This window comes from Luteimonas sp. 100069, assembly GCF_003813845.1.
Classification (GTDB): domain Bacteria; phylum Pseudomonadota; class Gammaproteobacteria; order Xanthomonadales; family Xanthomonadaceae; genus Luteimonas; species Luteimonas chenhongjianii.
The window spans coordinates 171,093-197,599 of the sequence record NZ_RPFN01000001.1 but is presented as its reverse complement, the minus strand read 5'-3'; the positions used below and the strand labels follow the sequence as shown (position 1 = coordinate 197,599).

The following is a 26,507-nucleotide window of genomic DNA, read 5'->3' as shown; positions in this document are numbered from 1 at the left end:
CTCCGCCAGTCCGCTAGCTCGCTGCGCGGAATGGGACACCGGTTGCGGCCTGCAGGTCGGCAGCATCGACCCCCTCGGCCATCTCCACGAGCACGAGCCCGTCGGCGGTCACGTCGAACACCGCGAGATCCGTGATGATCCGGTCGACCACGCCCACGCCGGTCAACGGCAGCGTGCATTCGGGGAGGATCTTGTGGCTGCCGTCCTTCGCGACGTGTTCCATCAGCACCACCACGCGCTTGACGCCCGCGACCAGGTCCATCGCCCCGCCCATGCCCTTGACCATCTTGCCGGGCACCATCCAGTTGGCCAGATCGCCCTTGTCCGTCACCTGCATCGCGCCGAGGATGGCCAGGTCGATATGGCCGCCGCGGATCATCGCGAACGAATCGTGACTGCCGAAATAGCTGGCGCCCGCGCGCGCGGTGACGGTCTGCTTGCCGGCGTTGATCAGGTCCGCATCGACCTCGTCCTCGGTCGGGAACGGGCCGATGCCGAGCAGACCGTTCTCGCTCTGCAGCCAGACATCCACGCCTTCCGGAATATGGTTGGCTACCAGGGTCGGCAGGCCGATGCCCAGATTCACGTACGCACCGTCGCTGAGTTCACGGGCGGCGCGGGCGGCCATCTCGTCGCGGGTCCAGGCCATTACTTCGCTCCTCGCACGGTGCGCTGCTCGATGCGCTTCTCAGGGGTCGCGTTGACGACGATGCGGTCGACATAGATGCCGGGCAGGTGCACGTGATCGGGATCGATCCCGCCCACCTCCACCAGCTCCTCGACCTCGGCCACGCAGACGCGGCCGGCCATCGCGCAGGCCGGATTGAAGTTGCGCGCGGTCTTGCGGAAGACCAGATTCCCGGCCGTGTCGGCCTTCCATGCTTTCACCAGCGCGACATCGGCGACCAGCGCCGTCTCGAGGACGTAGTGCTTGCCGTCGAACTCGCGGGTTTCCTTGCCCTCGGCGACGATGGTCCCGTAGCCGGTGGCGGTGAAGAACGCCGGAATGCCCGCACCGCCGGCGCGCAGACGCTCGGCCAGCGTGCCCTGGGGATTGAACTCGAGCTCGAGTTCGCCGCCCAGGTACTGGCGCTCGAACTCCTTGTTCTCGCCCACGTAGGAGGAAATCATCTTGCGGATCTGCCGGGTCTCCAGCAGCTGGCCGAGGCCGAAGCCATCGACGCCGGCATTGTTGGAGATCGCGGTCAGCTCCCTGACGCCGGAGTCGCGCAAGGCGGCAATCAACGCCTCGGGAATCCCGCACAGGCCGAAACCGCCGACCGCGAAGGTCTGGCCATCGGCAACGATGTCGGCCAGGGCCGATGTCGCGTCCGGGTACTGCTTGCCGCGTCGCGCGGCGGAAGGCTGCTCGCTCATCTCGGATCTCGTGGCGCAGTGGTCCGCCATTCTAGCGGCAGCCCATGGCCACGGCCCCTGGGCTGGAAGGCCCAACGGACCCGTGACGACGAACCGCTAGAATCGACGGCACCCCACGATATGGAGCGTCCGATGCCCCTGCCCGCCTTCAAGGCCTACGATCTGCGCGGCCGCGTACCCGACGAACTCAATCCCGACCTCGCCCGCAACATCGGCATCGCGTTGGCCGGACAGCTCCCGGAAGGTCCGATCGTGCTCGGCCGCGACGTGCGCCTGACCAGTCCGGAACTGCAGGCCGCCCTGTCGGAAGGTCTGCGCAGCCAGGGCCGGCCGGTCATCGACATCGGCCTGTGCGGTACCGAGGAGGTCTACTTCCAGGTCGACCACCGGGGCGCGGCTGGCGGGGTGATGGTCACGGCCAGCCACAACCCGATGGACTACAACGGGATGAAGCTGGTGCGCGAACACGCGCGGCCGATCAGTTCCGACACCGGCCTGTTCGCAATCTCCGACGCGGTCGAAGCGGGCAACCTGCCGGCGCCCGTGGCAACGCCCGGCACCGAAACCGCGTCGCCCGACAAATCGGCCTATATCGAACATCTGCTGGGCTATGTGGAGCCCACTGCGTTGCGCCCGCTCAAGCTCGTGGTCAATGCCGGCAACGGCGGCGCCGGCAGCATCGTCGACCTGCTTGCGCCGCACCTGCCGTTCGAGTTCGTGCGCGTGTTCCACGAGCCCGACGGGAGCTTCCCCAACGGCATCCCCAACCCCTTGCTGCCGGAAAACCGGCAGGCCACCGCGGATGCCGTACGCGCCCATGGCGCCGACTTCGGCATCGCCTGGGACGGCGATTTCGATCGCTGCTTCTTCTTCGATGAAACCGGCGCCTTCATCGAAGGCTACTACCTGGTCGGCCTGCTGGCCGAGGCGGTCCTCGCCAAGCAGCCCGGCGGCAAGGTGGTGCACGATCCGCGTCTGGTCTGGAACACCATCGAGCAGGTCGAGGCCGCCGGCGGCGTACCGGTCCTGTGCAAGAGCGGCCATGCCTTCATCAAGGAGAAGATGCGCGCCGAAGACGCTGTCTACGGCGGCGAGATGAGCGCGCACCACTACTTCCGCGAGTTCGCCTACGCCGATTCCGGCATGATCCCGTGGCTGCTGATCGCCGAACTCGTCTCGACCACTGGACGTTCACTGGGCGATCTGGTCTCCGAGCGCGTCGCGAAGTTTCCCTGCAGCGGCGAGATCAACTTCCGCGTGGCAGACGCGAAGGCCGCTGTCGACCGCGTGATGGCGCACTACGCCGCGCAGTCGCCGGCGATCGACCACACCGACGGTATCAGCGCCGACTTCGGCGACTGGCGCTTCAACCTGCGCAGCTCCAACACCGAACCCCTGCTGCGGCTGAATATCGAGACGCGCGCCGACCGCGCCCTGCTCGACGCCCGCACCCACGAGCTTTCCGACCTCTTGTCGGCGAACGCCTGAGTCCCGCCATGCCCTCGATCGTTCCGGTCCTGCTGTCCGGTGGCTCAGGCACACGCCTGTGGCCACTGTCGCGCGAAATGCATCCCAAACAGTTCCTGGCACTGGTGGGCACCGACACCATGCTGCAGGCCACTTGGCTGCGCGCCGCGCCGCTCGCCGGCGGTGCCGGGCCGATCGTTGTCGCCAACGAATCGCACCGCTTCGTGGTGGCCGAGCAGCTGCAGCAGGTCGGTGCGAAACCCGCGGCCATCGTCCTCGAGCCAGTCGCGCGCAATACCGCGCCCGCGATCGCCGCCGCCGCGTTCGAAGCGCTGCGTTCAACCCCGGACGCGGTGCTGCTGGTATTGCCTTCGGACCACGTCGTGCAGGCGCCGGAGGCGTTCCATGCTGCGGTCCGCGCTGCCCTGCCCGCAGCCGAGGCCGGCCGGCTGGTCACTTTCGGCGTGGTACCGCGCGGCCCTGAGACGGGCTATGGCTACATCAAGGCCGCCGCGCACTGCGGCGAGGGTCCGGCACCGGTCGAAGCCTTCGTCGAGAAGCCGGACCTGACGCGGGCACAGGCCTACGTCGCTTCCGGCGACCACTTCTGGAACAGCGGCATGTTCCTGTTCCGCGCCGATGCATACCTCGCGGCGCTGGAACGGCATGCGCCGGCAATACTCGCAGCCGTGCGCGCATCCTGGTCGGCCGCGCGCACGGATGTGGACTTCACCCGCCTCGATGCCGAGGCATTCGCCGCGAGCCCATCGGATTCCATCGACTATGCGGTGATGGAGAAGACCGATGCGGCGGTGGTGATGCCGCTGGACGCAGGCTGGAGCGACGTGGGTTCATGGGCAAGCCTGCGCGAGGTCTCGCCGCAGGACGCGAACGGCAATGCGCATCACGGTGAGGTCGTCTCGATCGACTGCCGCAACACCTATGCCTATGGCGAGCGCCTGATCGCGATGATCGGACTGGAGGACACCATCGTCGTGGAAACCCCCGACGCGGTCCTGGTCGGGCGCAGCGACCGCATCCAGCAGGTCAAGGACGTGGTGGCCGATCTCAAGGCCCGCGGCCTGCCGCAGGCCGCTTGGCATCGCAAGGTCTACCGCCCATGGGGCGCCTACGATTCGATCGACAACGGCCCGCGCTTCCAGGTCAAGCGCATCACCGTCAAACCGGGCGCGACACTCAGCCTGCAGATGCACCACCACCGCGCCGAACACTGGATCGTCGTCAGCGGTACCGCCGAGGTCACGCGCGGCGACGATGTGCTGCTGCTGACCGAGAACCAGAGCACGTACATTCCGCTTGGCGTGACCCACCGGCTGCGCAACCCGGGCAAGGTGCCGCTGGAACTGATCGAGGTGCAGTCCGGCAGTTATCTGGGCGAGGACGACATCGTGCGTTTCGAGGACACGTACGGGCGCACCTGATCTACCCGATCGCTTCAATGCAGAACGGCGCCCGAGGGCGCCGTTTTCGTATGGGGTCGCCGTCAGCGCTGCGAGGCGGCCAGCGTATCGAGAACACCATCCAGGGCCGCTTGCCAGCTCGGCAACGCGATCCCGAAGTCACGCTCTAGCGACGAGATGTCCAATCGCGAGTACGCGGGGCGCTTGGCCGGCGTCGGATAGTCGGCAGTGGTGATGGCTTCGACCTTCGGCGCGCGCGCAAGCAGACCGCGCTCGACCGCACCTGCAAAAATCGCCTCGGCAAAGCCATGCCAGCTGGTCTCGCCAGTCGCCGTCAAATGCCAGGTGCCGGATGCCGGGTTATCGGCACGCAGAACCCGAGCGGTCACGTCCGCGATCAATGCTGCTGGTGTCGGCGTACCGATCTGGTCGGCAACCACGCGCAGCACGTCGCGCTCGGCACCTACACGCAGCATCGTGCGTAGGAAGTTCTGCCCATGCGCGGCATACACCCATGCGGTGCGGAAGATCAGATGACGTCCCCCCGCGGCGCGGAGCGCTTGCTCGCCCGCGAGCTTGCTGATCCCGTAGACACCGAGAGGCGCGGGATCATCGTCGGGGCGATACGGTCGCGTGCCGCTGCCGTCGAATACATAGTCGGTCGAGTAATGCACCAGCGGCACACCGTGCGCGGCGCACCAGCGCGCGATCGCGCCGGGGGTCTCTGCATTGGCCGCCTGCGCCGCCTCGGGCTCGCTTTCGGCCCTGTCGACCGCGGTGTAGGCGGCAGCATTGATCACGCGCATCGGCCGCGTCGCGTCGAGCAGTGCGACCACCGACGCGGGATCTGAAAAGTCCGCGGTCAGGCAGGCACCGCCCTCTGGCAGCGTGCCGCCACGGGTGGTGCCAACCACATCGCCCAGAGGCGCGAGCGCGCGCAGCAGTTCCTGGCCGACCTGCCCGTTCGCACCGAAGACCAACGAGCTCATGCGGCAAATACCGGCAGCCGATCCTCGGGGATGTCGGCCAACAGCGGCGCGTTGGCATCCTTGTCGGACAGCAATGGCGCGTCGATCTGCCACTCGACGCCGATCGCCGGGTCGTTCCAGCGCACCCCGGCATCGGCTTCCTTCACGTACACGTCGGTGCACAGATAGCTGAAGACCGCCATTTCCGAGAGCACTGCGAAGCCATGTGCGAAGCCTTCCGGGATCCAGAACTGGCGCTTGTTTTCCTCGCTAAGAATCACGCCTTCCCACTGCCCGAAGGTCGGCGAGCCGCGACGGATGTCGACGGCAACGTCAAGCACCTCGCCCCGCAGCACGCTGACCAGCTTGCCCTGCGGCCGTGGCCACTGGTAATGCAGGCCACGCAACACCCCCTTGGCCGAGGACGACACGTTGCTCTGTACGAAGTTCGTCGGCAGGCCGTGCTGGCCGAAACGCTCGGCATTCCAGGTTTCGAAGAAGAAGCCACGCGCGTCGCCGAATACGGCAGGCTCGATGACGACGGCGCCGGGCAGTTTGGTCTCGATGATCTTCAACGCACGACTCCCCGCTTCACGAGCGACATCAGGTACTGGCCGTAGCCGTTTTTGGACAGCGGCTTGGCCAGCGCGGACAACTGCTCGGCATCGATCCAGCCATTGCCGAACGCGATCTCTTCCGGGCAGCACACCTGCAGGCCTTGGCGATCCTGGATGGTCTGGATGAAGTTCGAGGCCTCGTGCAGGGACTGGTGCGTACCGGTATCAAGCCAGGCATAGCCGCGGCCGAGCTGCTCCAGATACAGCGCATCGTCGTCCAGATAACACCGGTTGAGATCGGTGATCTCCAGCTCCCCACGTGGCGACGGCTTGAGCCCGGCGGCGTAGTCGCTCGCGCGGCCATCGTAGAAATACAGCCCGGTGACGGCGTAGTTCGAACGCGGTTCTTCCGGCTTCTCTGCAATGTCGATGACCTTGCCCGCATCGTCGAATTCAGCCACGCCGTAGCGCTCGGGATCGTGAACCCAGTAACCGAACACCGTCGCCCCTTCGTCTCGCGCATCGGCGCTCTTCAAGGTGTCGGTGAGGCCATGGCCGTGGAAGATGTTGTCGCCCAGCACCAGGCAGCTCGGCTTGCCGCCAACGAAGTCCCGGCCAATGAGATAGGCCTGCGCCAGACCGTCTGGACTCGGCTGCACGGCGTACTGGATGTCCATGCCCCACTGCGAACCGTCGCCCAGCAGGGCCTGGAACAACGCCTGCTCATGGGGCGTATTGATGATCAGCACCTCGCGGATGCCGGCCAGCATCAGGACGCTGAGCGGGTAGTAGATCATCGGCTTGTCGTACACCGGCAACAGCTGCTTGCTGACGCCCTTGGTGATCGGATACAGCCGCGTGCCGGAACCGCCGGCAAGGATGATGCCCTTGCGCGCGGTCATGCCTCGGCCCCCATGCGCTCCAGACGATAGCTGCCGTCGAGGATGCGCTGCACCCATTCCTGATTGGCGAGATACCAGTCAACGGTGAACTCGATGCCGCTCTCGAAGGTGTGCTCCGGCTTCCAGCCGAGTTCACCCTGCAACTTCGACGCATCGATCGCGTAGCGACGATCGTGGCCGGGGCGGTCCTTGACGTAGGTGATCTGGCTGCTGCGAGGCCGGCCATCCTCCCGCGGCCGGCGGACATCGAGCAGGCGGCAGATCGCCTCCACAACCTCGATGTTCTGGCGCTCGGAATCGCCGCCGACGTTGTAGGTCTCGCCGACCCGGCCCTTCTCGAGCACAGTGCGGATCGCCGCGCAATGGTCCGTCACGAACAGCCAGTCGCGCACCTGTTTGCCGTCGCCATAGACCGGCAGCGGCTCGCCGGCCAACGCCTTGGCGATCACCAGCGGGATCAGCTTCTCCGGGAAGTGATACGGCCCGTAGTTGTTCGAGCAGTTGGTGGTGAGCACCGGCAGCCCGTAGGTGTGGTGGAACGCGCGCACCAGATGATCGGAGGCGGCCTTCGATGCCGAGTACGGCGAGTTCGGCGCGTAGGGCGTGGTTTCGGAGAACTTGCCGGTCTCGCCGAGCGTGCCGTAGACCTCGTCGGTCGAGACGTGCAGGAAACGGAAGGCCTCACGACGGCCGTCAGGCAACGCCTTCCAGTAGTCCCGCACCGACTCGAGCAACCCGAGCGTGCCGACAACATTGGTCTCGATGAACGCGGCGGGGCCGTCGATCGACCGGTCGACGTGGCTCTCGGCGGCGAAGTTCAGCACCGCGTCGGGCCGGTGCTCGGCCAACAGGCCCGCCACGAGCGCGCGGTCGCCGATGTCGCCGTGCACGAACACGTGGTTGGGATCCGATTCGATCGACGCCAGCGTATGCAGGTTGCCTGCATAGGTCAGGGCATCGAGATTGATCACGCGGACGCCGCGACGCACGGCTTCCAGCACGAAATTGCCGCCGATGAAACCGGCGCCGCCTGTAACGAGCCAAGTGGGCACGCATTCACTCCTGGAAGACGATGGGGGCTGGCGGCAGAGGATACCGGCTCATCGCGGGAATTTCGGCACGAACATGAATGCCCAGACGAACGGACGGCTATTCGCGTGCCGGGAGGAGGCCCGTTAGAATCGGTGATTGCCCCGCGCCCAGCCCAACGCGGCCGGGTGATCCAAAACGCACAAGGAATGCCGCACCGATGAAGATCCTCGTCGCCTACAAGCGCGTGGTGGACTACAACGTCCGCATCCAGGTCAAGCCGGACGGGTCCGGCGTGGTCACCGATGGCGTCAAGCTGTCGGCCAACCCGTTCGACGAGATCGCACTCGAGGAAGCGCTGCGCCTGCGCGACAAGGGCATCGCCACCGAGGTCATTGTCGCAACGATCGCCCCGGCGGATGCCCAGGCGCACCTGCGCAACGGCCTTGCCATGGGCGCCAATCGCGCCATCCACGTGGTCTGCGACCAACCGATCCAGCCACTGACCGCCGCCCGCACCCTGCTCAAGCTGGTCGAGAAGGAGCAGCCCGATCTGGTGATCCTCGGCAAACAGGCCATCGACGACGACGCGAACCAGACCGGCCAGATGCTCGCCACGCTGTGGGGCCGGCCGCAGGCGACCTTCGCCTCGAAGGTCGAGGTCGCCGACGGCAAGGCCACGGTGACGCGCGAAGTCGATGCAGGGCTCGAAACGCTCGAGGTCGACCTGCCGGCCGTCGTCACGACCGACCTTCGCCTCAACGAACCGCGTTTCATCAAACTGCCCGACATCATGAAGGCGAAATCCAAGCCGATGGAGTCGATTCCCTTCGCCGACCTCGGCGTCGAATCGGCCGACACGCTCATGACCACGCACTACGAGGCGCCGGCCAAGCGCAGCAAGGGCGTCATGGTCAAGGATGCCGCCGAGCTGGTCGCCGCGCTGAAGGCCAAGGGCCTGCTCTGAATTCCGCGCCTTCCGCGCACGCGGAGGGCCCCCGTGACGTCCGGCCCGGTCCGGAACGCTGGAGAACCTCATGTCCAAAGTCCTTGTTATCGCCGAGCATCTCGACGGCAAGCTCAACGCCAGCGCAACCGCCAAGACCGTGGCTGCCGCGCAGGCGCTGTCGCCCCAGTCCATTGACGTCGCTGTATTCGCCGCCGATCCGGCCGGGGCAGCCACCGAAGCCGCCACGATTGCTGGCGTGTCGAAGGTGCGCGCCGTCGCCAATCCGGCCAACGCACAGGCGCTCGCGCAGGTGTTGGGCCCGCAGATCGCAAAGCTTGCCGCCGGTTACAGTCACGTCTTCGCGCCGTCAACGACATTCGGCAAGGACATGCTTCCGGTCGTCGCTGCGCTGCTGGGTGTGAACCAGATTTCAGACCTGATGACGGTGGAGAGCAGTCACGTCTTCAAGCGTCCGATCTATGCGGGCAATGCCATCGTCACCGTCGAAGCCCCGGCTGACCAGCCGGTGGTCGCCACGGTGCGCACGGCGTCCTGGCAGGAAGCGGCACGCAGCGGCAGCGCGACGGTGGAGACGACCAGCGTGGACGCCGAGCTGCCAACACACACCCGCTTCATCGGTCTCGCAGCAGGCAGCACCGACCGCCCCGATCTGCAGAGCGCCAAGCGCGTGGTCTCGGGCGGTCGCGGTGTCGGCTCGGAAGAGAACTTCAGGATCGTCTTCGACTTCGCGGACAAGATCGGTGCCGCGGTGGGCGCCTCCCGCGCGGCGGTGGACGCCGGCTACGTGCCCAACGAACTGCAGGTCGGCCAGACCGGCAAGATCATCGCGCCCGAGCTCTACATCGCGATCGGCATTTCCGGCGCGATCCAGCACCTGACGGGCATCAAGGACGCAGGCACGATCGTGGCCATCAACAAGGATCCCGATTCGGCGATCTTCGAGATCGCGGACATCGGCCTCGTCGGCGACCTGTTCAAGGTGCTGCCGGAGCTGGAAGCGGCGCTGGCTTGAAATGAAGACTGGATCCCGGAGGCGGTAAATCAGGAGGCGGTCGGCGACCGCGCATAGAGAACCTGCAATTCGTGGTACGGGAACCAGTCTCCTATCAGGCGGAGATCACCTGGGAAATAGCTGTTTTTCATGGGACGGAATCCCGTCCCAGCCAAGCCCGCTCCGTCGGTCAGCATCTGCAGGTCCACGAATGTCAGGTGCGTGGGATCGATACGAAACCCGGCCTGTCCGGGAACAATCACCAGCACCCGCTGGATGTCGAGACGTGCTGCGGCGTGCAGGAGCTTCTCGAAGACCATCATCGGATTCTCGAGATGCTCGAGCACATGGCTGATCACCATGCTCCGGAATTTCTGCCCGGCCGGGAAGACCGTCAGACTCCAATTATCGGAAAACCCATCGTAGGCGGACACATCCAGAGCCTGGCTACGACAGTAGTCGACTGTCGCGGCGTTGTATTCCAATCCTTTGGATCCTTGGGGGAGCTTCTTCAGCAACTCACCGATGCCACATCCGAAATCCAGCGTCGGCCCCTCCACCAATGAAGCGGCTCGGCTCAGATAGAGCTGCCTCACCCACTTGCGTAATGGACTGCGCTCCAACTGGTACTGCGTGTAACGCGAGTCAAAATTACTGGACATCCCGACGCTCCTCTGTCTCAAGTACGCCAATCGTCGCACAGGCCAGGCATGGTTTCAGCGCAGTAACCGATGGATAGCGCGGCGGGGCACCGAGGCGATATCGAACGCCAAGAAACCCAGCAGAAGCTGCAAGCCGAGGATCACCGGCAACGCAGAAAGCATGACCCGCCCTGCGGAGGCAGGTACACCCATGCTTGATGCTTCGACCCAGAACCAGGCGCCAGCGACGAGGCCGCCGAGCACCAGCGCGACGCCGCCGACCAGTTCGATGGTCGCAAGCGATACATCTCGCAGGAAATAATTGTAGAAAATCCGCTTTCCGGTATTGCGGAGGTGCTTGGAAAGAAAGTCAAATATTACCCGTCCTATCTCCAAACCACTTTCTTCATCACCGTACTTCGCATCCATCGGCACATCCACGACGACCGCACGAAGCGTGTTCAGCCGGAACAGGATGTCGGTCTCGAAGAAATATCGGCGACTGATCTTGTCCATCGGCAACTTCGACACCACCCTTGCGTGGATCGCGGTGTATCCGTTGGTCGGATCGAAAATATCCCAATAACCCGACGAGATCTTTGTCATGAAGGACAAGCCGGCATTTCCGAAGATCCGGATGCGTGGCATCTGCCCGATCTGCGTCAAATCGTAGAAGCGATTGCCTTTGGTGTAGTCGGCATCGCCCGAGGCGATTGGCTCGATGAAGCGTGGTAGCAACGAAGGGTCCATCTGCCCATCGCCATCCATCTTGACAATGATCTCCGCACCGTCGGCTGCGGCGCGCGTGTAGCCGGCCATGACGGCTCCGCCCACGCCTAGATTCATCTCATTGAAGACAACGACCACACGCGGATCCGTGCACTGAGCCTCAACCAGCTGACCACTGTTATCGGGACACCGATCGTCGACGACATAAATTCGCCAAATCCAGTGCGGAAGTCCTGCCAGTACCCCGAGTATGTGGCGAGTTACCCGATACGAAGGGATGACGACCGCCACGCGGTCATATGCCGAGGCGATAGAGCCCGAGATTCCGGACTGTACTTGATCAGGAGAGGCGGAATCAGGCATGACCACCCTCCTCGTACGACAATGCATAGGCACGCGCGAGCAAACGCGCAACTGGCGCTGGCCAGAGGGTCCCGAACATCTCCGCGTCCTCGCGCGCGCGCGCGCCGTCGCGGACGCCCGCAGTCGTCTCACTCGCTCCATGGATGCGATGGAGCATCAGGCGCTCTCGCACATAACAGAACGCACCTGGCAACAGGGCCGCCCGGATCCAGGCCTCCCAATCCAGATCGACACGCAGATCCTCCCTGAAGCGCAGTTTCGACAGCGGAGGACCCAATGTCACTGATGGGCAGGCCACGGGACAGCCGAAGCGTAGAAGACGGGTCTTGGAACTTTGTGCGGCGACTGCATGACGACCGAGGAAGCCGAGTTCCAGCAGCACCGATTTGATTCTGAGCATCTTTGAACGCTCACGCACCCGGCCTTCCAACATCTCCGAATAGCCGGTCATCACTAGCGACGCTTTTGGCGTCCGCTCAACCGCCGCCATGGTGAGTTTCACAAAATCCGGCAGGTAGACATCGTCCTGGTGCGCGATCGTGACCCAACCGCGGCTAGCGCAATCCAGCGCTGCGTTCCAGTCACGGCCGATTCCGCCATTCGGTCCGTGCACCCGCAGGCTCACGGAGAACCGTTCGGCAAGACGCGACAGGTCGTCAGACGGCGTCGAAGTGCACAGGACGATCTCAGACCCCTGCGCAGTCTGCGACTTCAAGGACTCGAGGCACTCGACAAGATGCGGCGAGCAGCCATACGCAGGAATGACGAAGCTATGGTCCATGGAAAGGCTCCTCAGGCCGGCTTGCCGGTGAGCGTCATCAGCAGCACGCCGCTAGAGACGAGGACCAGCCCCAGCCATTGCAGCAAACTCAGCCGCTCCCCGTAAAGTAACCAGCTTGCAGCGGCGATCAGGATATAAAAGAACGAACCGGAAATCGCGAACGCCAGCCCCAGCTTGACCCGGCTGACCACTACGACCCATACGATGAATCCCACCCCCTGGATTGCGACCGCAGTAATGACTCCCGGCGAGAGACAGGCCGCGATTAGCCATTGGAATCCGGCGGGTACTGGATCGCGCAAGGCGATTTGCGTTACTGCGCGCTTGACCAGCAGCTGGCTGCCCAGCGTCGAGCAGGTCACAAACAGGATCATCAAGATTTCACGAATCATTTTGGCTAACTGTCTTAAGGGTAGTAACGGGTAATCAGCGCAAACAGTCCGTCGACGAGTGCATACATCAGAACGAGAGGGACAACCACGGATAGACAGGCGCGCACCCTTTGGTCGCCACCACGCGCCAGAAAGCAGGCGGCGAATGCGATGCATGGCAGGAAATAGCGCCCTTGCAATCCCATGACGACATTGGATTCGTGAAAGGTCCAAAAGATGAACAAAGGCAACGCCAGCATGAGCGCTGCGCCGCCAGAGAAGAGCACGGCCGCTCCGGAGACCCATGTCGGCAGGCAGCGGCTTCCGTCAAGCCCCATCCAAAGCGAGGCTAAAAGACAAAGCGAGAGGCCAAGATAAGTGAAGCTTGAGAGGTAGACGTCAAGCCAGCCGAGTACGCCAAGCGCGGACTTCCAGATCCAGACGCCATGAGGGCCGAAGAACGTCTGCCCGAATACCGCAGCCGCCCCCAGCGGATCACTATGCAGGCGCTGAATGTTCGCAGCCGGATCGACGCCGTCTAAAGGTGCAGCCGAGCCACCCGCGTAGATGACCCACAGCAGATGAGCCAGAAGCGGCAGAACAAGTAACAGGACGCCCGTCGGCCAGAACCTCCCCGTTTCACGAAGGTACAACGGACGGGTAAACAACAAAGCAACCAGCACCCAGGCCGCGCCTGGCTTTGAAATTGCAAGGGCGAGCGCCAGCGGCGCGAGGAACCATTTCGCTTTCGCGATTGGAATCCTGCCCTCGATCAGCCCGCATATGACTCCAATCCAAGCGAACGATAACGCTATGTACAAAGAGTCCGCAGATAAGGACGCCACCTGATAGACAGTCATTGGTAGCAGCGCGCAGACGAATAGTGCCCAACGCGCGCGGCGCGTGGCCCATAGACCAAGCGCGATCAGCAATGTCGCGATTAACAGGTTACCTAGACGCCCGATGAGAAAAAACGCGCCTGTGTCGAGCCCGACCGCGCAGCTTAACGCGTAGGACGCGGCTGGCGCCATATAAAGATGTGGCGCATAGCTGTCGGCTCCAGACGGCAAGGCAGCCGTGGTCGGCGCGCAGGGCACTGGCGTCTCGAGTTGCGCCAGGAGCTGCGGTTTTGAAAAATGGACGCCGGGATCCAAATAGCCATTGAACGCACCATACATCTCGAAGATGTTTGGAAAAAGGCGGTCCCCAGTGGCACCCACCAGAACTCCTGACGATACTTTGACCGCTTTCGTTACATGGGCGTACTCGTCCGCCACCGCACCTGGAGGCGTAACTACCGCGTATGCAAATCCGGCCAACAGCGAAAGCAGAAAATAGATCGCGACTAGCGAGCCGCCGACGCGATCTGCAAATGATTCAGCAACCGCCGGCTCACGGCTGCAAAGGATCCATGCAGCGAACAGTAACGCCAGCACACCTGCCACCGCCACTCCGACCGCAGAAATCAGATCGGGCGACGGCGCGTGCTCGGATGCGTTAGCAGACGCGAGCAGGACTTGGGGATCGTTACCATCTGCCAGCGGTATGACAGTCAGGCACGCCCCCTCCTGTCGCACTTCCTGGATGTGGTGAAGCCCAGCGAGACGATAATCACCTAACGACCTGGTCGACGCGCCAGAAAAATCCACGTTAAGCCGGCAAATAGACACGGCGACACCCGGCGGGGGGTCGATCCGCAGCGTCTCAGCCTGACCGACAGGCACCGAGATACGCCAGACCGCCTTTTCTTCGAGAAGGGTGGATGACCGGCGCTCGGAGAAGTCATTCGCCTGCGCGAAGAAAAGCTGTGTGCCGACGACCGGCGAACCGCCGAATTCGACTTCGATGGAAGCGGTCTCTTGATCCGCGGCAATATAAAGCGCCCAGCCCCAGCTCGCCAAAGCGAAACCGCACAGGAAAAACGCAAGCAGATACTTACGCATCGATCCTGCGGCCGATCGCTGAGGGTGCAGGCACGCGCGGCGGGTAAGCCAATGTATAAGGCGCATTGACCAAGCTGAAATTCGGGTTGTAATACGGATCGTTATCGAGCACCTCACCCCAGCGCCGCTTCATAAAAGCCTCCTCCCGCTTGAATCGCGCAATTTTCTCAGGAGTGTTCTCGTAACCGCGCGAAGCGGACTCGTGGTGATAGAGCTCGGCAAAAGGAGTCCAAAGATTGCGGTAACCGGCCTTGCGTACGCGTATGCAGAAATCGACGTCGTTGAACGCCACTACTAACGATTCGTCGAGCCCACCGACCTGTTCAAACACCTCACGTCGCACAATCGCGCAGGCGGCCGTGACCGCACTCACATTCTGGACAAGCCCAGCGCGATGCTTATCTCCCGGGTACCCTCGTGGCATGCCGGCATAACAGTGGCCAGCGACACCACCAATTCCAAGCACAACCCCCGCATGCTGGATGGTGTCGTTGGGGTAGTACAACATCGCGCCAACCACGCCAATTTCAGGCCGCTGCGCGTGCGAAACCATTTCCGTGAGCCAATCGCGGCTGATCACTTCGATGTCGTTGTTGAGGAGACCAATGATCTCCCCTTCGCTATGTAGGGCACCGAAGTTGTTTATTTCCGAATAATTGAACGGCGCATCGTAGTCCAGCACCCGGACGTTCGGCAGAAGCGCGATGCGCTTGAGATAAGCATGAGTCTCGGCCTCGATCGAACCATTATCCAGGACCACAATCTCGTAGTTATCGTAGTTTGTACGATCCAGAATTGAATCAATACACTGACGCAGCAGATCCACGCGGTCTCGCGTTGGGATCAGAAGGCTGACGCGGGGCTTCTGCTCAGGCAAAGCATGAGCAATATGGTAGTAACCGCTGTAACCCGGCATTTCCTCTACTTTTGCCGAAACTCCCGTACGGTCAAAATGATCCTGGATCGCCCGCATCGCGGCAAAATGCGCGTAGCTTTTTTCCCCGGGGGCAAGCGCTGTTGAACCTTCGATCATCCGCCAATGATAGAGAACCTTTGGAATATGACCGATCTGGTCGTGGGTTAACTTCTCGGTGGCACGGAGCGCAAGATCCCAATCCTGCGCCCCATCGAAGCCAGGCCGAAAACCACCGATCGACTCCACAAGATCCCGCGCATAAACACCAAGATGACAAACGCAGTTCTGGGACAGAAAGAGGTCCGGGTTCCAGTCCGATTTGAAGTATGGATCACTCCGCCGGCCGTGCTCGTCGATCTTGTCCTCGTCAGTGAACAGCATGCGCCAGCTTGGATTCCGCTCAAGCTCGAGGGCACACCACTGGAGGGCAAGAGGATGCAACGCGTCGTCGTGATCCAGCAGTGCGATGTAGTCGCCCGTGGCCAGAAGTAGCGCACTGTTCGAAGCTGCTGCGATGTGGCCATTGCTTTCGCGACGAACAGCCTTGATCCGCGAGTCTGCGACAACAAAAGATTGGATGAGCTCCCAAACGTCGGGCGACGGGGACGCGTCATCCGCGATACACAGCTCCCAGTGTCCATAGGTCTGCGCCTGCAGACTTTCGATGCAGGCGCGTAGCCAGCGCAGGTCGGTGTTGTACGTCGGGAGAAGAACCGAAAACAATGGCGACGAATCAAGCGGCGGCATCGAATCAAGCGCGAGCGCGATACCTTCCGGCGTGCATTCATCGTAGAAGTCGAGCCAGACATCGTAGTCGGACAGATCGTTAGTGGTTGCACCTGCGGAATATCCGGCGTACAGCCGCTCGGCCATCCTTCGTGGCCCCTGGATCAGATCCATCAGGGTTCGACCGACTAAGCGAACCCGACCCGCCCCATCGCACCTATCCCACAGGGACTCGAGCATCGATCGGGCAGCAGCCCCCTTATCGACTCGCGTTAGAGAGAACTCTAAAATGCGAAACTCTCCAGGAAGCAGAGTGGGGTCGAATCGTAATCCTGTCACTTCCGCAATGAAACGCACCAGCCGCCTGATACGATACCGACCACTGCGTGCGTTGTGCAGTGGAATGGCGATACTCTCGTTCTCCACGACATACCCACGACCATAATCCGGATACAGAACCGGCGCGTGCACACGCCCGCGCAGCACCTCTACCTCGATATCGACGAAGTACCAACCACCCTGAAGATTTTCAGACGGCAACCTCGCGTCGAAAAAAGGGTCGCTCCCTGTCGCGCGCCAGCGCGGATTCTCGTCTGTTTCACCAAGACGGAGGAGTTGCTGGGCGGGCAGAAGCTCGATATTCATCGTTTGATCAAGGACCTATTGGAATGAAGTATGACGCGAAAACCCTGGGAGCGACTATGCGCCCGCTCTGGATTTGAAACACAGTACAAAAACGCCACCGCGTGAGCGCGCTATGCGTGCGAATCAAACCAATCGCGCTCCTGGGTCTGCTGCGATCCAACAACCACCTGGATCAATAGCAATCGAAGCAACCTGTACTGCGGTCGCGACACTGCATGTTTCCCCGCGTCGCGTCGCGTCGCGCCACGACAGGACGCTGCACTAGCCGCCAGCTATCGTCAAGCTGACATCAAAATGGCACACGGAAGGACTTGACTCCCCCATCAGGATGTAGACGCGATACATGCCGGGCGCCACTGCCAGCGTGGTTGATACGCCAAATCCGGCGTTTTCCAGCCCCGGCTTTCCGAGCGCCGCCACGACGTCGGGACGTGCAATGCCTACTTGGACAGGTGCGCTGTACGATCCACCTTCTCCCTCCAGAATAAGTCGGCCATCCTGTGGGACGCGCCCCTCAGCATTCCCGACCCACCCCACAAAAGTGGCGGCATCCCCCACCTTCAAAGAGGCGGCAGCAACTCGCTGGCCATTTATCGTGTCGAGGCTGCAATTGCCTTCTTGCGTGGCATCTACACCGGCAGGCAACTTCTCAAGAGTCACCGCAGGCAAATTCGGGGCAGCTTCAGGTGCGGCCGACGCGTTCTGCGGTTGCTGGCTACAGCCTGCAACAAGAAGCACCAATGCCGCAGGAATCGCACCCCGGGCCCTCATCGAACTGAACATTCTGTGCTCTCCTGGAATCCACAACGGCCAAAACGTGTTGAGTCATCTGGTGCTTGCGTTTGCTGCCCGCATCTTCTGGATGAACGTCCGTGCCAGCTGACGGAAGGACTTTATTTTGACAGGGCACCCGTCAGGCGGCGCCACCAGTAACCCAGCGACCGGCGTCGCGCCCACACTGAGACAAGCTCCTGCTGTTCCCGTATCGACGCCAATTGCGTCTGCATATTGCCGATGGACTCCGCGAGAGCATGCGAGCGCGCATCCAAGGCTGCAACAGCGAGGCCCGCCTGCAACTGTCGCTCAAGAACCTGAGGAACGACTTCCATGGCTCGATCGATCCGAGCCTCCTGCTCACTCAGTTTGCGAACGGCCGCGCCGACCTGCGACTGCCACTCGGCGAGCTCCCGAGCATGTGACACCAGGGATTCGCGATAGTCCTCCAGGTACCCACCCACTTCCGACATTACGGTTTCAAAACGGTATTCCACCCGCACACGCCGCCCATCGTCCGCCGCCCCAATACGTTTCAGAGTCCGGGCATCGAATACGAAGTGCGGATCATCACCGAGCGCAGCAAATCTCACGATATCGCTCGGGCGCATGGTAGGTACCGGGCGCTCATTGACCCCTTGGATCAGCGCAGCCAGAGACGCCACCGTTTCCCCGTCCACCGACACGGACTCGATCGCGTAAACGCCCGGCACATTGTCTGGATCGAATCGGAGATAATCGAAGCTCGTGCCCGGAGCAAGCTCAAAGGTCACCACACGCCGTGCCCCAGAGACCTCGGGGTATGCAGACACCGCTTCTGCTTCGCCGAAATTCGCACCTTCCGATCGATAGTAAAGACGGGCCGATCCCGGCTCACTGGCTGGCAAAGCCGGCCGCCAGAGTTCACGCAATGCAGCAAGCTGCATTGTCGCATTCAGCTGAGCCTGATCCGAACGCTGGCGCTCTATTGCCTGCTCCAGTTGCAATGGCGCTTCCAAGTAGCGAGCCGCCAGAGGACGAAGGCGCTGCGCCACGTCATCGAACTGCACTTCGATGTCACGTATGTCCATCGATGCGCAGCGAAGGGCCAGACCATAGAGCTCGACCGCGAGCGACTCGAAAGGTGACGTTTCGCTTACACCTGCGGTCGCCTCGTGACGGCGCAGGGAAAGATCGAGGAAGGCGTCGATCTCCTCCTCTACCCCCACCGAAGGCGCGGGAAGCATGTTGCCGAGCCCTGCCGCGCGCATGCTTTCAAGCATGCCGCGCCAGTCCGCAAGCAGCGTCTCGTAGGAAAGGAAGGCGCGCGGCACGCCGCGTGTCTGGCGTTCGGCCTCCAAGAGGTACACGATCCACAGAAGATGCGCGCGCGCATACGAAAGGCCATCGCGCTTGTGCAGAGAGGCTGCGACCTCGGTGGGGTGGCGCACCATGAGAGCGGCACCGAGGTCCATGCGCGCCGCCCGGGCGACATCCACCCATAGAGATGCGACCCGACAGGCTCTCGGATCCTTCACTGCGACGAGGTCCGCTTCCGAAGCCATCGCCCCCAGAAGCTGAGACAGAGTGTCATGCGCATCATCGGCCGCAGCCGTGGTGCGCCAGCCGTCGGGAAGCGACCTTGGGTTCTGCCAACTGCAGCCGAGAGAAGCGAGTAGTGTTTCGTGCGCCGTTACGACGTCCTGGTTCTCGAAGTAGCCCTTCGGGTTGTCCCGGGTCGGCGGCAGCAGGTTGCTTCCGAGTTCCGCGCCGAGCTTGTGCAGAAGACCGGTCAACGCCGAGGTGCCGCTACGGTGCATGCCGAGCACCAGAAAGAGCGCAGGACGGCTGGCGCGCGTCGCGACGGGTGCTGGGTGCGTTGGAAGGGCTGACTGGCTCAAAGCAGCGGGGACAGAGTGGAAAAACAGCCGTGGAGTATAGCGCCGGCGAGGCTGCGGCGATGACCACGTCTCTGGAAAAGCAGTCCACCCGGACCATCGCCCACTTCTACATCGTCATTTCCAGCGAAAGATCAGCCATACCGAAGAAATCAGCGCCCATCACCTGGAAATGGATGCTGTCGAAACGGCGATCGTGCGGCACGACCTCGGCCTCGTTGCGGCTGGCTACACCCACCGAGATGAAATAATCTCCGTCGGCCAGTCGACAATCATAGGCAAGTGTTACTTCGGTCACGCTCCCCTCTTCGCCGAGAGCCGCAAACTCCGGCATGGGTTTGTACTCGGTATTACTGGCATAAACCACAACCCCTTCCTTGGTCTTGACGAAAAATCCGAGGATGGGACGGACAACCTGACGCTCGAAAACGATCCGTAGTGTCAGCCGGATTCTTTCGCCCGACTTGAGCGTGACGGGGTAATGCATCGTGTCAGAGCACAGCTCGAAATCCACGATACGCGCAGCGCCATCACCCCATCTGTACTCGTGAGGATTGTAGTTGGGCCGCCCTTCGAAGCCGCTGTCGCCCCCACTGAAGCGGCCCACCTGCACAGCCCCCACCAATGGCGGCTGCCTTTCTGCAACTGCGTCCGGCTTGTCTTTCCCGAACAACAGATCGAGGTAGCGATTCACGACATCTCTGGGCTTGCCACTGCAGACCGCCCTTCCGCCGTCGAGCAGTAGCGCATGATCGCAATGCTGGACGATCTGGTCGGTGGCATGGCTTACCAAGAGAATCGCGGTGCCCTCTTCTTTCAGCTGCTTCAGGCGCGCAAAGCACTTGGCCTGGAATTTGGCATCGCCCACCGCAAGCGCTTCGTCGACGATCAGCACCTGGGGCTGCACCTGGGCCTGTACCGCGAATGCAAGGCGCAGAGCCATGCCGCTGGAGTAGTTCCGGACAGGCTGGTCGATGAACTCACCAATGTCGGCAAACGCCAGGATTGCATCGAGTCGCGCCTCCACCTCGCTTCGCGAAAGACCAAGAATGGACGCGTTGAGGTAGACGTTCTCGCGCCCCGTGAAATCAGGATTGAAGCCACTACCCAATTCCAGCAGCGCGGCTACGCGCCCTTGTATGCGCACGCTACCCTCGGTAGGCGTCAATGTGCCCGCGAGCATCTGCAACAGCGTTGATTTGCCCGAGCCGTTGCGGCCCACCACACCCACGGTCTGGCCGGGGCGAATCTGAATGTTTACGCCGCGCAGCGCCCAGAACTCGCGGTAGTACCGTTTCTTGGCGCCCACGAGCCCCTGCATCAACCGATGCGATGGATGCTCGTAAATGTGATAACTCTTGCCTACATCACGTACGTCAATCGCAAGATTTTCGCTCACCGCGAGCACTGCTCCAGAATCAGAGAACATCGGCAAAGCCCCGGCGCAACTTCTGGAACAGCGCGTGAGACAAATAGGCAAAGACCAGAGCACCAACCGCATACAGACACAATCCGCTCCAGTCCGGCATGCGCCCCCAGAACGCTACTTCGCGTGCCTGGTCGATGATAAAGGTCAATGGATTCGCCCGAAATATCCACTGGTAGTTTTCAGGCAACGTCTCGACGGGCACGATCGCCGACGAGAGGAAAAGCAGAGCTGTCGTCAATACGCCGGTGACCTGTGCGATATCGCGCAGAAAAACGCTCAATGCGGACACCAACCAGCTCACGCCCAAAGCCGCGATGACCAATGGCAGCAGCACCAGCGGCAGCAGGGGCAAAGTGGGTACCAGCTCGCCGCGAAGCGCGTAGTTCAGCACGACAAATACCAGCGAGTTCGCCAGAGCGTGGAACAATGCCGACAGCACGATAGTCCAAGGCAGAACCTGCAACGGGAACACGATCCGTTTGACCAGATTGGCGTTCGATACGATCAACATCGGCGAGCGGTTGAGGCACTCGGCGAGAAATCCATGCACGATCAAACCCAACGACAACAACATGGCGAAGTCCGCCATGTTGCCGCTCGTACCGGGCCAACGTGCCTTGAGCAGATAACCGAAGGCAAGCGTGTAGATCAGCAGCATGAAGAACGGGCTGATCAGCGACCACAGGAGACCGAAGTTGGCGCCCCGATAACGCCCCAGGACGTCGCGCCGGGTCATCTCCCAGGTCAAGTTGCGGTGGAGCAGCCAGGCGTCGAATGGGCCAGCCAGGCGGAAGGCCGACTTGCCAGCGCACGAAGCGACCATCTCAGCGCTCCAGGGCCCGCTGCAGGTCTTCACGCAGATCGTCGACATGCTCGACACCCACGCTCAGCCGAACCAGGCCATCACCCATCCCGAGCTGCGCGCGACGCTCGGCGGGCACCGAGGCATGCGTCATCACCGCCGGGTGGTTGACCAGACTTTCCACACCACCCAACGACTCGGCGAGCGTAAACAGCGTGGTGCGCTCGCAGAAGCGCTTCGCAGCCTCGAATCCACCCTCGAGGACCACGGACACGATCCCGCCGAAGCCAACCATCTGCCGGGCGGCCAACGCATGCTGAGGGTGCGACTCAAGCCCCGGGTAGATCACTCGCTCAATGCCTGGACGGCCCTCCAGCCAACGCGCCAGTGACAGCGCATTATCGCAATGAGCCTGCATTCGCAGCGCGAGCGTCTTGAGCCCGCGCAGGGCGAGGAAGCTGTCGAAAGGCCCCTGCACAGCACCTACGGAGTTCTGCAAGAAGGCCAGCTGCTCGGCAAGCTCGGAGTTGTCACCCACCACCAGCATTCCGCCCACCATGTCCGAATGGCCATTGAGGTACTTCGTGGCCGAATGCATGACGATGTCGGCGCCAAGCCCGATCGGGCGCTGAAGGATCGGCGATGCGAAGGTGTTGTCGACCACGACGATCAGGCCGTGCCTGTGTGCAATGTCAGCGATCGCGCGGATGTCGACGATCTTGAGCATCGGGTTGGTCGGGGTTTCGATCCAGACCAGTTTCGTCTCCGGCCTGATCGAGGCCTCGAAGACCGCAGGATCCGTCATGTCGACATAACTGAAGGACAGGCCGGCACTGCGCGTGCGCACACGGTCGAACAGGCGGTAGCTGCCGCCGTACAGGTCGTCCATTGCGATGACGTGATCGCCACTGTCGAGCAGCTCGAGCAGGGTCGCAGTGGCTGCCATGCCGGATGCGAACGCAAAGCCCCGGGTACCGCCCTCCAGCCCCGCGATGCAGCGCTCGTAAGCGAAGCGGGTGGGATTGTGTGTGCGCGAATACTCGAAACCCTGATGCTCGCCCGGACTGGACTGGGCGTAGGTCGAGGTCGCGTAGATCGGCGGCATCACCGCACCGGTCGACGGGTCGGGCGACTGCCCGGCGTGGATGGCGAGTGTTGCGGGGCGAAGTGTCATCGGGTGTGTGCGCCGGGTTGAAAACCGGGCGATTATAGCGGCCGCCGGTGTATTCCCCCATAACGCACACCCTGCCAGGGACGCTCCAGCGCAAGATAGGACAGTGCTGACACGGCCAACGCCGCGATCAATGCCCACATTGCTGCCCACGGCTCCCCAGGCTGTACCAGGCCGGATGCTCGCAGACCGCCCAGCACCGGCAGATGCCACAGATAGAGACTGAAGCTTATTGCGCCCACCCAGCGCAACGGCGCCCACGCGAAAGGTGCCCGGAGCCAGGCTGGCCCATGCAGCACGGCGAGCAGCAGCCCCGCCCATACAAGTCCCCAGAACACGAAAGCCTGCTGCCCCGTGCCTGCATCGAAAGCGGTGGCGGTGACCTTGGACCACACCGCGGGCATGCCGAGCAGTGAGGCCAGCAGCGCAACCAGTCCGACCGCCGCCCACAACGCGGCCCTGTTTGGACGTCCGCGAATCCCCAGGTCGAGGGCTGCCGCGAATACGCCGCACAGGAACACCGCCGCGTAGGGCCCCAGGCGCACATCGTTGGGCAGGCTTTCCGCGGGCGGCCACAGCAGTGCGGCGCCGCCGACGAGCAGCGCGAAGATCACTGCCTGTAGCCACAACCACGCGTGTCGACCGCGCAGCCAGATCACGATCAGCGCCAATGGTGGCAGCCAGAAGTAGAAGGTAAATTCCACAGGGATGCTCCACAGCACACTCACGCCCTCGCGCAAGGTGAGGTGCCGCCACAGGGCCGGCGTGTCGATCTGGTAACGCCACCATGCCCAGCCCGTTCGCGTCGCCCACCAGCTGGCGATCAGGACGACCAGATACAGCGGCCAGATCCGCAGCACGCGGCGCAGCGCATAGTCGATCCACAACGAGGCATTGCGCAGCTCGCTGGGATCACGGCGCAACAGCGCGGCCGTCAGCAGGAACGCGCTCAGGACGAAGAACAGGTAGACCCCACTCTTGCCCGCGCCAGACAGGCCCGGTCCTGGCAGCAGCCCATTGTTCGAGAAATGCGACAGCACCACGATCAGGACCGCCACGCCGCGCAGACCATCCAATGCCTCCGCGCGGCCGCTGTCGGGCAGGAACCACCGCAACCAACCGCCACGCACTTCGGCGTTGCAGTGTCCGGGCGCAACATCGGCACGATGCGTCCTTCCAGGCGTCGTGCTCATGTCAGCCCGGCCGAACTGGAACGCGCAGCGCGCAGCGCCAGGGCCCGGTGGTACAGGGCCATATCGCGCGCGTGGAAGGCCTCGATCCGCTGACGCAGCTCGGCGTGCACCTGCAGCGACGCTCCACGCTCACCGGCGGCGCCGACGTTCAGTCGCATCGGCGCGGAAGCGCCCCCCATGTATCGCCGGGAGAACATCTCGAAGTCGGCCTCGTAGTGCTCGGTGATACCGATGAAATCGAAGGTTTCCAGCGGGAAGGCCCAGAGGAACTGGGTATAGACATCGCGCAGCTCCGGCGCGAGGCAGAAGGCCTCAAGCGACCAGTCCTCGGCATGCATGCGCCAATGCAGCGCATGCGCGGGCGAAGGCGGCGGGTTGCGCCGCCAGAAAGCGTAGTGGGACACAAGCCGCTCTACCGGATGCCGCATCCAGGTCATGAAGCGCAGCTCGCGATGGGCCGCCAGCAACAAGTATTTCACCGGCAGGAAATGGCCGTGCACGCAGGCCGTCGAATCCGGAAATCCCCCGGCGATGTCGAGGCTTGCCTGAAGTGCCAAGCGGTTGCGCACGCGTGGCGGCGTATTCAATGGCAGGTCGCCGTAGTCACGCAGCAGCGCACCACCGAAATGGGCGTCCAGCGCGGCGCCGAAGCTGGTGCCGGCGGTCTTGGGCAGGTGCAGGGAGACGAGCATGGTCGGCAAGGATAGAAGAAACCTGCAATGCCGGACCACGCGTTGCGGCCCGACACACAAAAAGGGAGGCCCGCTTGCGCGGGCCTCCCGGGTACTACAGCTGCCTCAGGTCAACCGATCGAAGGATCAGTTGGTGCCCGGACGCACCATCACGTGGTTGGTGATGCTGTTGGACTGCGTGTTGACGATCTGCAGCAGGCCCTGGATGGTGCCGGCGCCGACAGCGTCGGTCGCTTCGGCCTGGACCACGATCGTGCCACGACGACGGCTCATGTCCTTGAAGCTGGTCATGATCGGCTGCAGGTCGACGACATTGGTGCCCGGGGCGATGGTGCAGGGCACGCTGCTCGGACCGGTGTAGTTGGTGTTGCCGTCTTCACTGAGGAACGTGATCGTGCAGGCCACCGTGCTGGAGCTGGTGTTGGTGACGACCAGACGGCTGGTCCATGCCGGCGGCACCTGGACGAACGGGGCCTGCAGCTCAAGACCATTGCGACGGATCGCGCCGGCCGTCGTCAGGGTCAGCGGAGCGACCTCGTAGCCCGCAGCCGCAACCGGGGTGAAGGTGGCCGTGAACGTGCTGGCCGGAATCGAGCGGTTACCCGGAACAGTGTAGAGCAGCGAACCACCAATGACGGTCGGCAAGCCCGTCCAGGTCAGCCGGTTCGGGAAGGTCGGCGGGGTGCCGGCCGCAGCCTGCGCCGGAGCGGTGCCGCCCAGGGTCACAGCGGTCGCCGCAGAGAAGTTGCCTTCCACCGCGATCGACGAGCCGGCCGTAAACAGATCGGTGAGCGTGATCGGCGCACCAGCAGCGTTGAGCGCTACCTGAGTGCCCGGCCTGCTGGGATCCACGTCCGGCCGGATGACGATCGACAGGTTGTTGTTCAGCGTGCCAGCAACGGGGGTCGTTGCCGGAGTGGTGGTGGTGTCCGCCAGGAAATTGCCATAACGCGTGGTGGGCGTAGCGACGTCGGCGACAACGGTGTTGCCCGATTCATTCGCGAACGCATAGCTGCGCACGAACGACAGGAACGGGGTTTCGTCGTAGGAGCCGATCTGGAGCAGACCGGTGCTGCCACCGGCCTGGGCCTGCGAGGCCTGGTCGTAGAGGCTGACCTTGACCGACACGCTGCCCTTGCTGCGGATGACGATCTGGTTCGCCAGCGGCAGGTTGAAATCGCTGGTGCCGGTGATGTCACCAGCCGACGTGACGGAGAACGTGATGACGCTGGTGCCCAGGCCGTTGACCGCACCAACGCTGCCAGCAGCGACGCCGGCGTTGCTGACAGTCGGCGCCGTGGTCAGCGCGCTGGCGAAGGTCGCGCCGGTCAGCTCGACGCGGACGTACTTGACTTCACCGCTCGAGTAGTTGTAGCCGGACTTCCAGCTCAGAGCCGGAGCCGCCGTCGGCACCAGGCCAGCGGCCGGGATCACGATTTCCTGGGCGTAATACTGCGGGGTGACAACGAGCGGCGCAGCAACGGCGGCGCCGCTGGCGAACATGGCGCCAACAGCGGCGGCAAGAACCTTCTTGTTCAGAAAAGACATGGGTTTGAAGCTCCTAAGCTTAGGTTTCGAATTGAACACACATGTCGGAACACCGCCCACCACCTGCACGCACGTGCCGGCGCCGGCAACCGGTAAAAGCGCTCGAAACTCGGGATCTCCCCCCTACCTTCCTTGCGTTTCCCCTTTCCTGCGCATGCATCAACACTGCGCAGCGTCCTGACCCGGCGGATGGTAGAGGCACGGGTTCATCAGGTCAATGGGGA

The 26,507-nt window shown here is 62.9% G+C and carries 24 protein-coding genes; 4 read left to right on the top strand and 20 right to left on the bottom strand.

All coding sequences use genetic code 11. The features are described 5' to 3' along the window. Positions 1–13: 13 nt before the first annotated feature. Together EGK76_RS00905 and EGK76_RS00900 are read right to left on the bottom strand one after the other, a co-directional pair. Positions 14–649 (bottom strand): CoA transferase subunit B, encoded by a 636-nt coding sequence (locus EGK76_RS00905; RefSeq protein WP_123831228.1) that lies wholly within the window; start codon positions 647–649, stop codon positions 14–16. Then, complete coding sequence (locus EGK76_RS00900; RefSeq protein ID WP_096299961.1) at positions 649–1,377, bottom strand: CoA transferase subunit A; 729 nt, start codon at positions 1,375–1,377, stop codon at positions 649–651. Before EGK76_RS00900 ends, EGK76_RS00905 begins: the two co-directional genes overlap by 1 nt. Before the next feature lie 132 nt (positions 1,378–1,509). Here EGK76_RS00900 and EGK76_RS00895 point away from each other — a divergent pair, with 132 nt between their 5' ends. Together EGK76_RS00895 and EGK76_RS00890 are read left to right on the top strand one after the other, a co-directional pair. Further along, positions 1,510–2,865 (top strand): phosphomannomutase, encoded by a 1,356-nt coding sequence (locus tag EGK76_RS00895; RefSeq protein ID WP_123831226.1) that lies wholly within the window; start codon positions 1,510–1,512, stop codon positions 2,863–2,865. A gap of 8 nt (positions 2,866–2,873) precedes the next feature. Then, positions 2,874–4,286 (top strand): mannose-1-phosphate guanylyltransferase/mannose-6-phosphate isomerase, encoded by a 1,413-nt coding sequence (locus tag EGK76_RS00890; protein WP_123831225.1) that lies wholly within the window; start codon positions 2,874–2,876, stop codon positions 4,284–4,286. 62 nt (positions 4,287–4,348) lie between these two features. Here EGK76_RS00890 and rfbD read toward each other — a convergent pair whose 3' ends face one another. The 4 genes from rfbD to rfbB are packed head-to-tail and all read right to left on the bottom strand — an operon-like array spanning position 4,349 to position 7,744. Then, the gene (gene rfbD / locus EGK76_RS00885; RefSeq protein WP_123831224.1) at positions 4,349–5,254 is read right to left on the bottom strand and encodes a dTDP-4-dehydrorhamnose reductase; all 906 of its coding nucleotides are present in this window, start codon (positions 5,252–5,254) and stop codon (positions 4,349–4,351) included. After that, entirely contained in the window at positions 5,251–5,808 is a 558-nt protein-coding gene (rfbC, locus tag EGK76_RS00880) for a dTDP-4-dehydrorhamnose 3,5-epimerase (RefSeq protein ID WP_123831222.1), read from the bottom strand. The genes rfbD and rfbC overlap by 4 nt, the downstream gene beginning before the upstream one ends. After that, positions 5,805–6,692, bottom strand: coding sequence for a glucose-1-phosphate thymidylyltransferase RfbA (gene rfbA / locus EGK76_RS00875; RefSeq protein ID WP_123831221.1), 888 nt, complete (start codon positions 6,690–6,692; stop codon positions 5,805–5,807). Before rfbA ends, rfbC begins: the two co-directional genes overlap by 4 nt. Beyond that, positions 6,689–7,744 (bottom strand): dTDP-glucose 4,6-dehydratase, encoded by a 1,056-nt coding sequence (gene rfbB / locus EGK76_RS00870; RefSeq protein ID WP_123831219.1) that lies wholly within the window; start codon positions 7,742–7,744, stop codon positions 6,689–6,691. Before rfbB ends, rfbA begins: the two co-directional genes overlap by 4 nt. A 197-nt stretch (positions 7,745–7,941) precedes the next feature. Here rfbB and EGK76_RS00865 point away from each other — a divergent pair, with 197 nt between their 5' ends. Then, on the top strand, positions 7,942–8,688 hold the full coding sequence (locus EGK76_RS00865) for an electron transfer flavoprotein subunit beta/FixA family protein (RefSeq protein WP_123831217.1): 747 nt from the start codon (positions 7,942–7,944) through the stop codon (positions 8,686–8,688). A gap of 70 nt (positions 8,689–8,758) precedes the next feature. Beyond that, positions 8,759–9,703, top strand: a complete 945-nt coding sequence (locus tag EGK76_RS00860; protein ID WP_123831215.1) for an electron transfer flavoprotein subunit alpha/FixB family protein — start codon at positions 8,759–8,761, stop codon at positions 9,701–9,703. A gap of 29 nt (positions 9,704–9,732) precedes the next feature. On the opposite strand, the gene EGK76_RS00855 is transcribed toward EGK76_RS00860, so the two are convergent. The 14 genes from EGK76_RS00855 to EGK76_RS00790 form a co-directional block, all read right to left on the bottom strand. Next, positions 9,733–10,344: a methyltransferase domain-containing protein gene (locus EGK76_RS00855; protein ID WP_123831213.1), complete on the bottom strand. Its 612-nt coding sequence runs from the start codon at positions 10,342–10,344 to the stop codon at positions 9,733–9,735. Between the two features lie 54 nt (positions 10,345–10,398). After that, a complete protein-coding gene (locus tag EGK76_RS00850; protein ID WP_123831211.1) occupies positions 10,399–11,415 on the bottom strand; it encodes a glycosyltransferase family 2 protein in 1,017 nt (338 codons plus the stop codon). After that, on the bottom strand, positions 11,408–12,196 hold the full coding sequence (locus EGK76_RS00845) for a glycosyltransferase family A protein (RefSeq protein WP_123831209.1): 789 nt from the start codon (positions 12,194–12,196) through the stop codon (positions 11,408–11,410). Before EGK76_RS00845 ends, EGK76_RS00850 begins: the two co-directional genes overlap by 8 nt. Before the next feature lie 11 nt (positions 12,197–12,207). Continuing rightward, positions 12,208–12,588, bottom strand: a complete 381-nt coding sequence (locus tag EGK76_RS00840) for a hypothetical protein (RefSeq protein ID WP_123831207.1) — start codon at positions 12,586–12,588, stop codon at positions 12,208–12,210. A 14-nt stretch (positions 12,589–12,602) separates the two neighbouring features. Beyond that, entirely contained in the window at positions 12,603–14,510 is a 1,908-nt protein-coding gene (locus tag EGK76_RS00835) for a DUF2142 domain-containing protein (protein ID WP_158613423.1), read from the bottom strand. Then, positions 14,503–16,797: a glycosyltransferase family 2 protein gene (locus EGK76_RS00830; protein ID WP_123831203.1), complete on the bottom strand. Its 2,295-nt coding sequence runs from the start codon at positions 16,795–16,797 to the stop codon at positions 14,503–14,505. Before EGK76_RS00830 ends, EGK76_RS00835 begins: the two co-directional genes overlap by 8 nt. Before the next feature lie 261 nt (positions 16,798–17,058). After that, a complete protein-coding gene (locus EGK76_RS00825; protein WP_123831201.1) occupies positions 17,059–17,580 on the bottom strand; it encodes a hypothetical protein in 522 nt (173 codons plus the stop codon). Positions 17,581–17,690: 110 nt separating this feature from the next. Then, positions 17,691–19,346, bottom strand: coding sequence for a hypothetical protein (locus tag EGK76_RS00820; RefSeq protein WP_123831199.1), 1,656 nt, complete (start codon positions 19,344–19,346; stop codon positions 17,691–17,693). A gap of 211 nt (positions 19,347–19,557) precedes the next feature. Next, positions 19,558–20,877 (bottom strand): ABC transporter ATP-binding protein, encoded by a 1,320-nt coding sequence (locus EGK76_RS00815; RefSeq protein WP_123831197.1) that lies wholly within the window; start codon positions 20,875–20,877, stop codon positions 19,558–19,560. After that, positions 20,867–21,700, bottom strand: coding sequence for an ABC transporter permease (locus EGK76_RS00810; RefSeq protein WP_123831195.1), 834 nt, complete (start codon positions 21,698–21,700; stop codon positions 20,867–20,869). The genes EGK76_RS00815 and EGK76_RS00810 overlap by 11 nt, the downstream gene beginning before the upstream one ends. Position 21,701: 1 nt before the next feature. After that, on the bottom strand, positions 21,702–22,853 hold the full coding sequence (locus tag EGK76_RS00805; protein WP_123831193.1) for a cystathionine gamma-synthase: 1,152 nt from the start codon (positions 22,851–22,853) through the stop codon (positions 21,702–21,704). Positions 22,854–22,885: 32 nt separating this feature from the next. Further along, the gene (locus EGK76_RS00800) at positions 22,886–24,043 is read right to left on the bottom strand and encodes an acyltransferase (protein ID WP_123831191.1); all 1,158 of its coding nucleotides are present in this window, start codon (positions 24,041–24,043) and stop codon (positions 22,886–22,888) included. Then, positions 24,040–24,735, bottom strand: a complete 696-nt coding sequence (locus tag EGK76_RS00795; RefSeq protein WP_148087421.1) for a hypothetical protein — start codon at positions 24,733–24,735, stop codon at positions 24,040–24,042. The genes EGK76_RS00800 and EGK76_RS00795 overlap by 4 nt, the downstream gene beginning before the upstream one ends. Positions 24,736–24,861: 126 nt before the next feature. Beyond that, a complete protein-coding gene (locus tag EGK76_RS00790) occupies positions 24,862–26,322 on the bottom strand; it encodes a hypothetical protein (RefSeq protein ID WP_123831187.1) in 1,461 nt (486 codons plus the stop codon). Positions 26,323–26,507 lie beyond the last annotated feature (185 nt).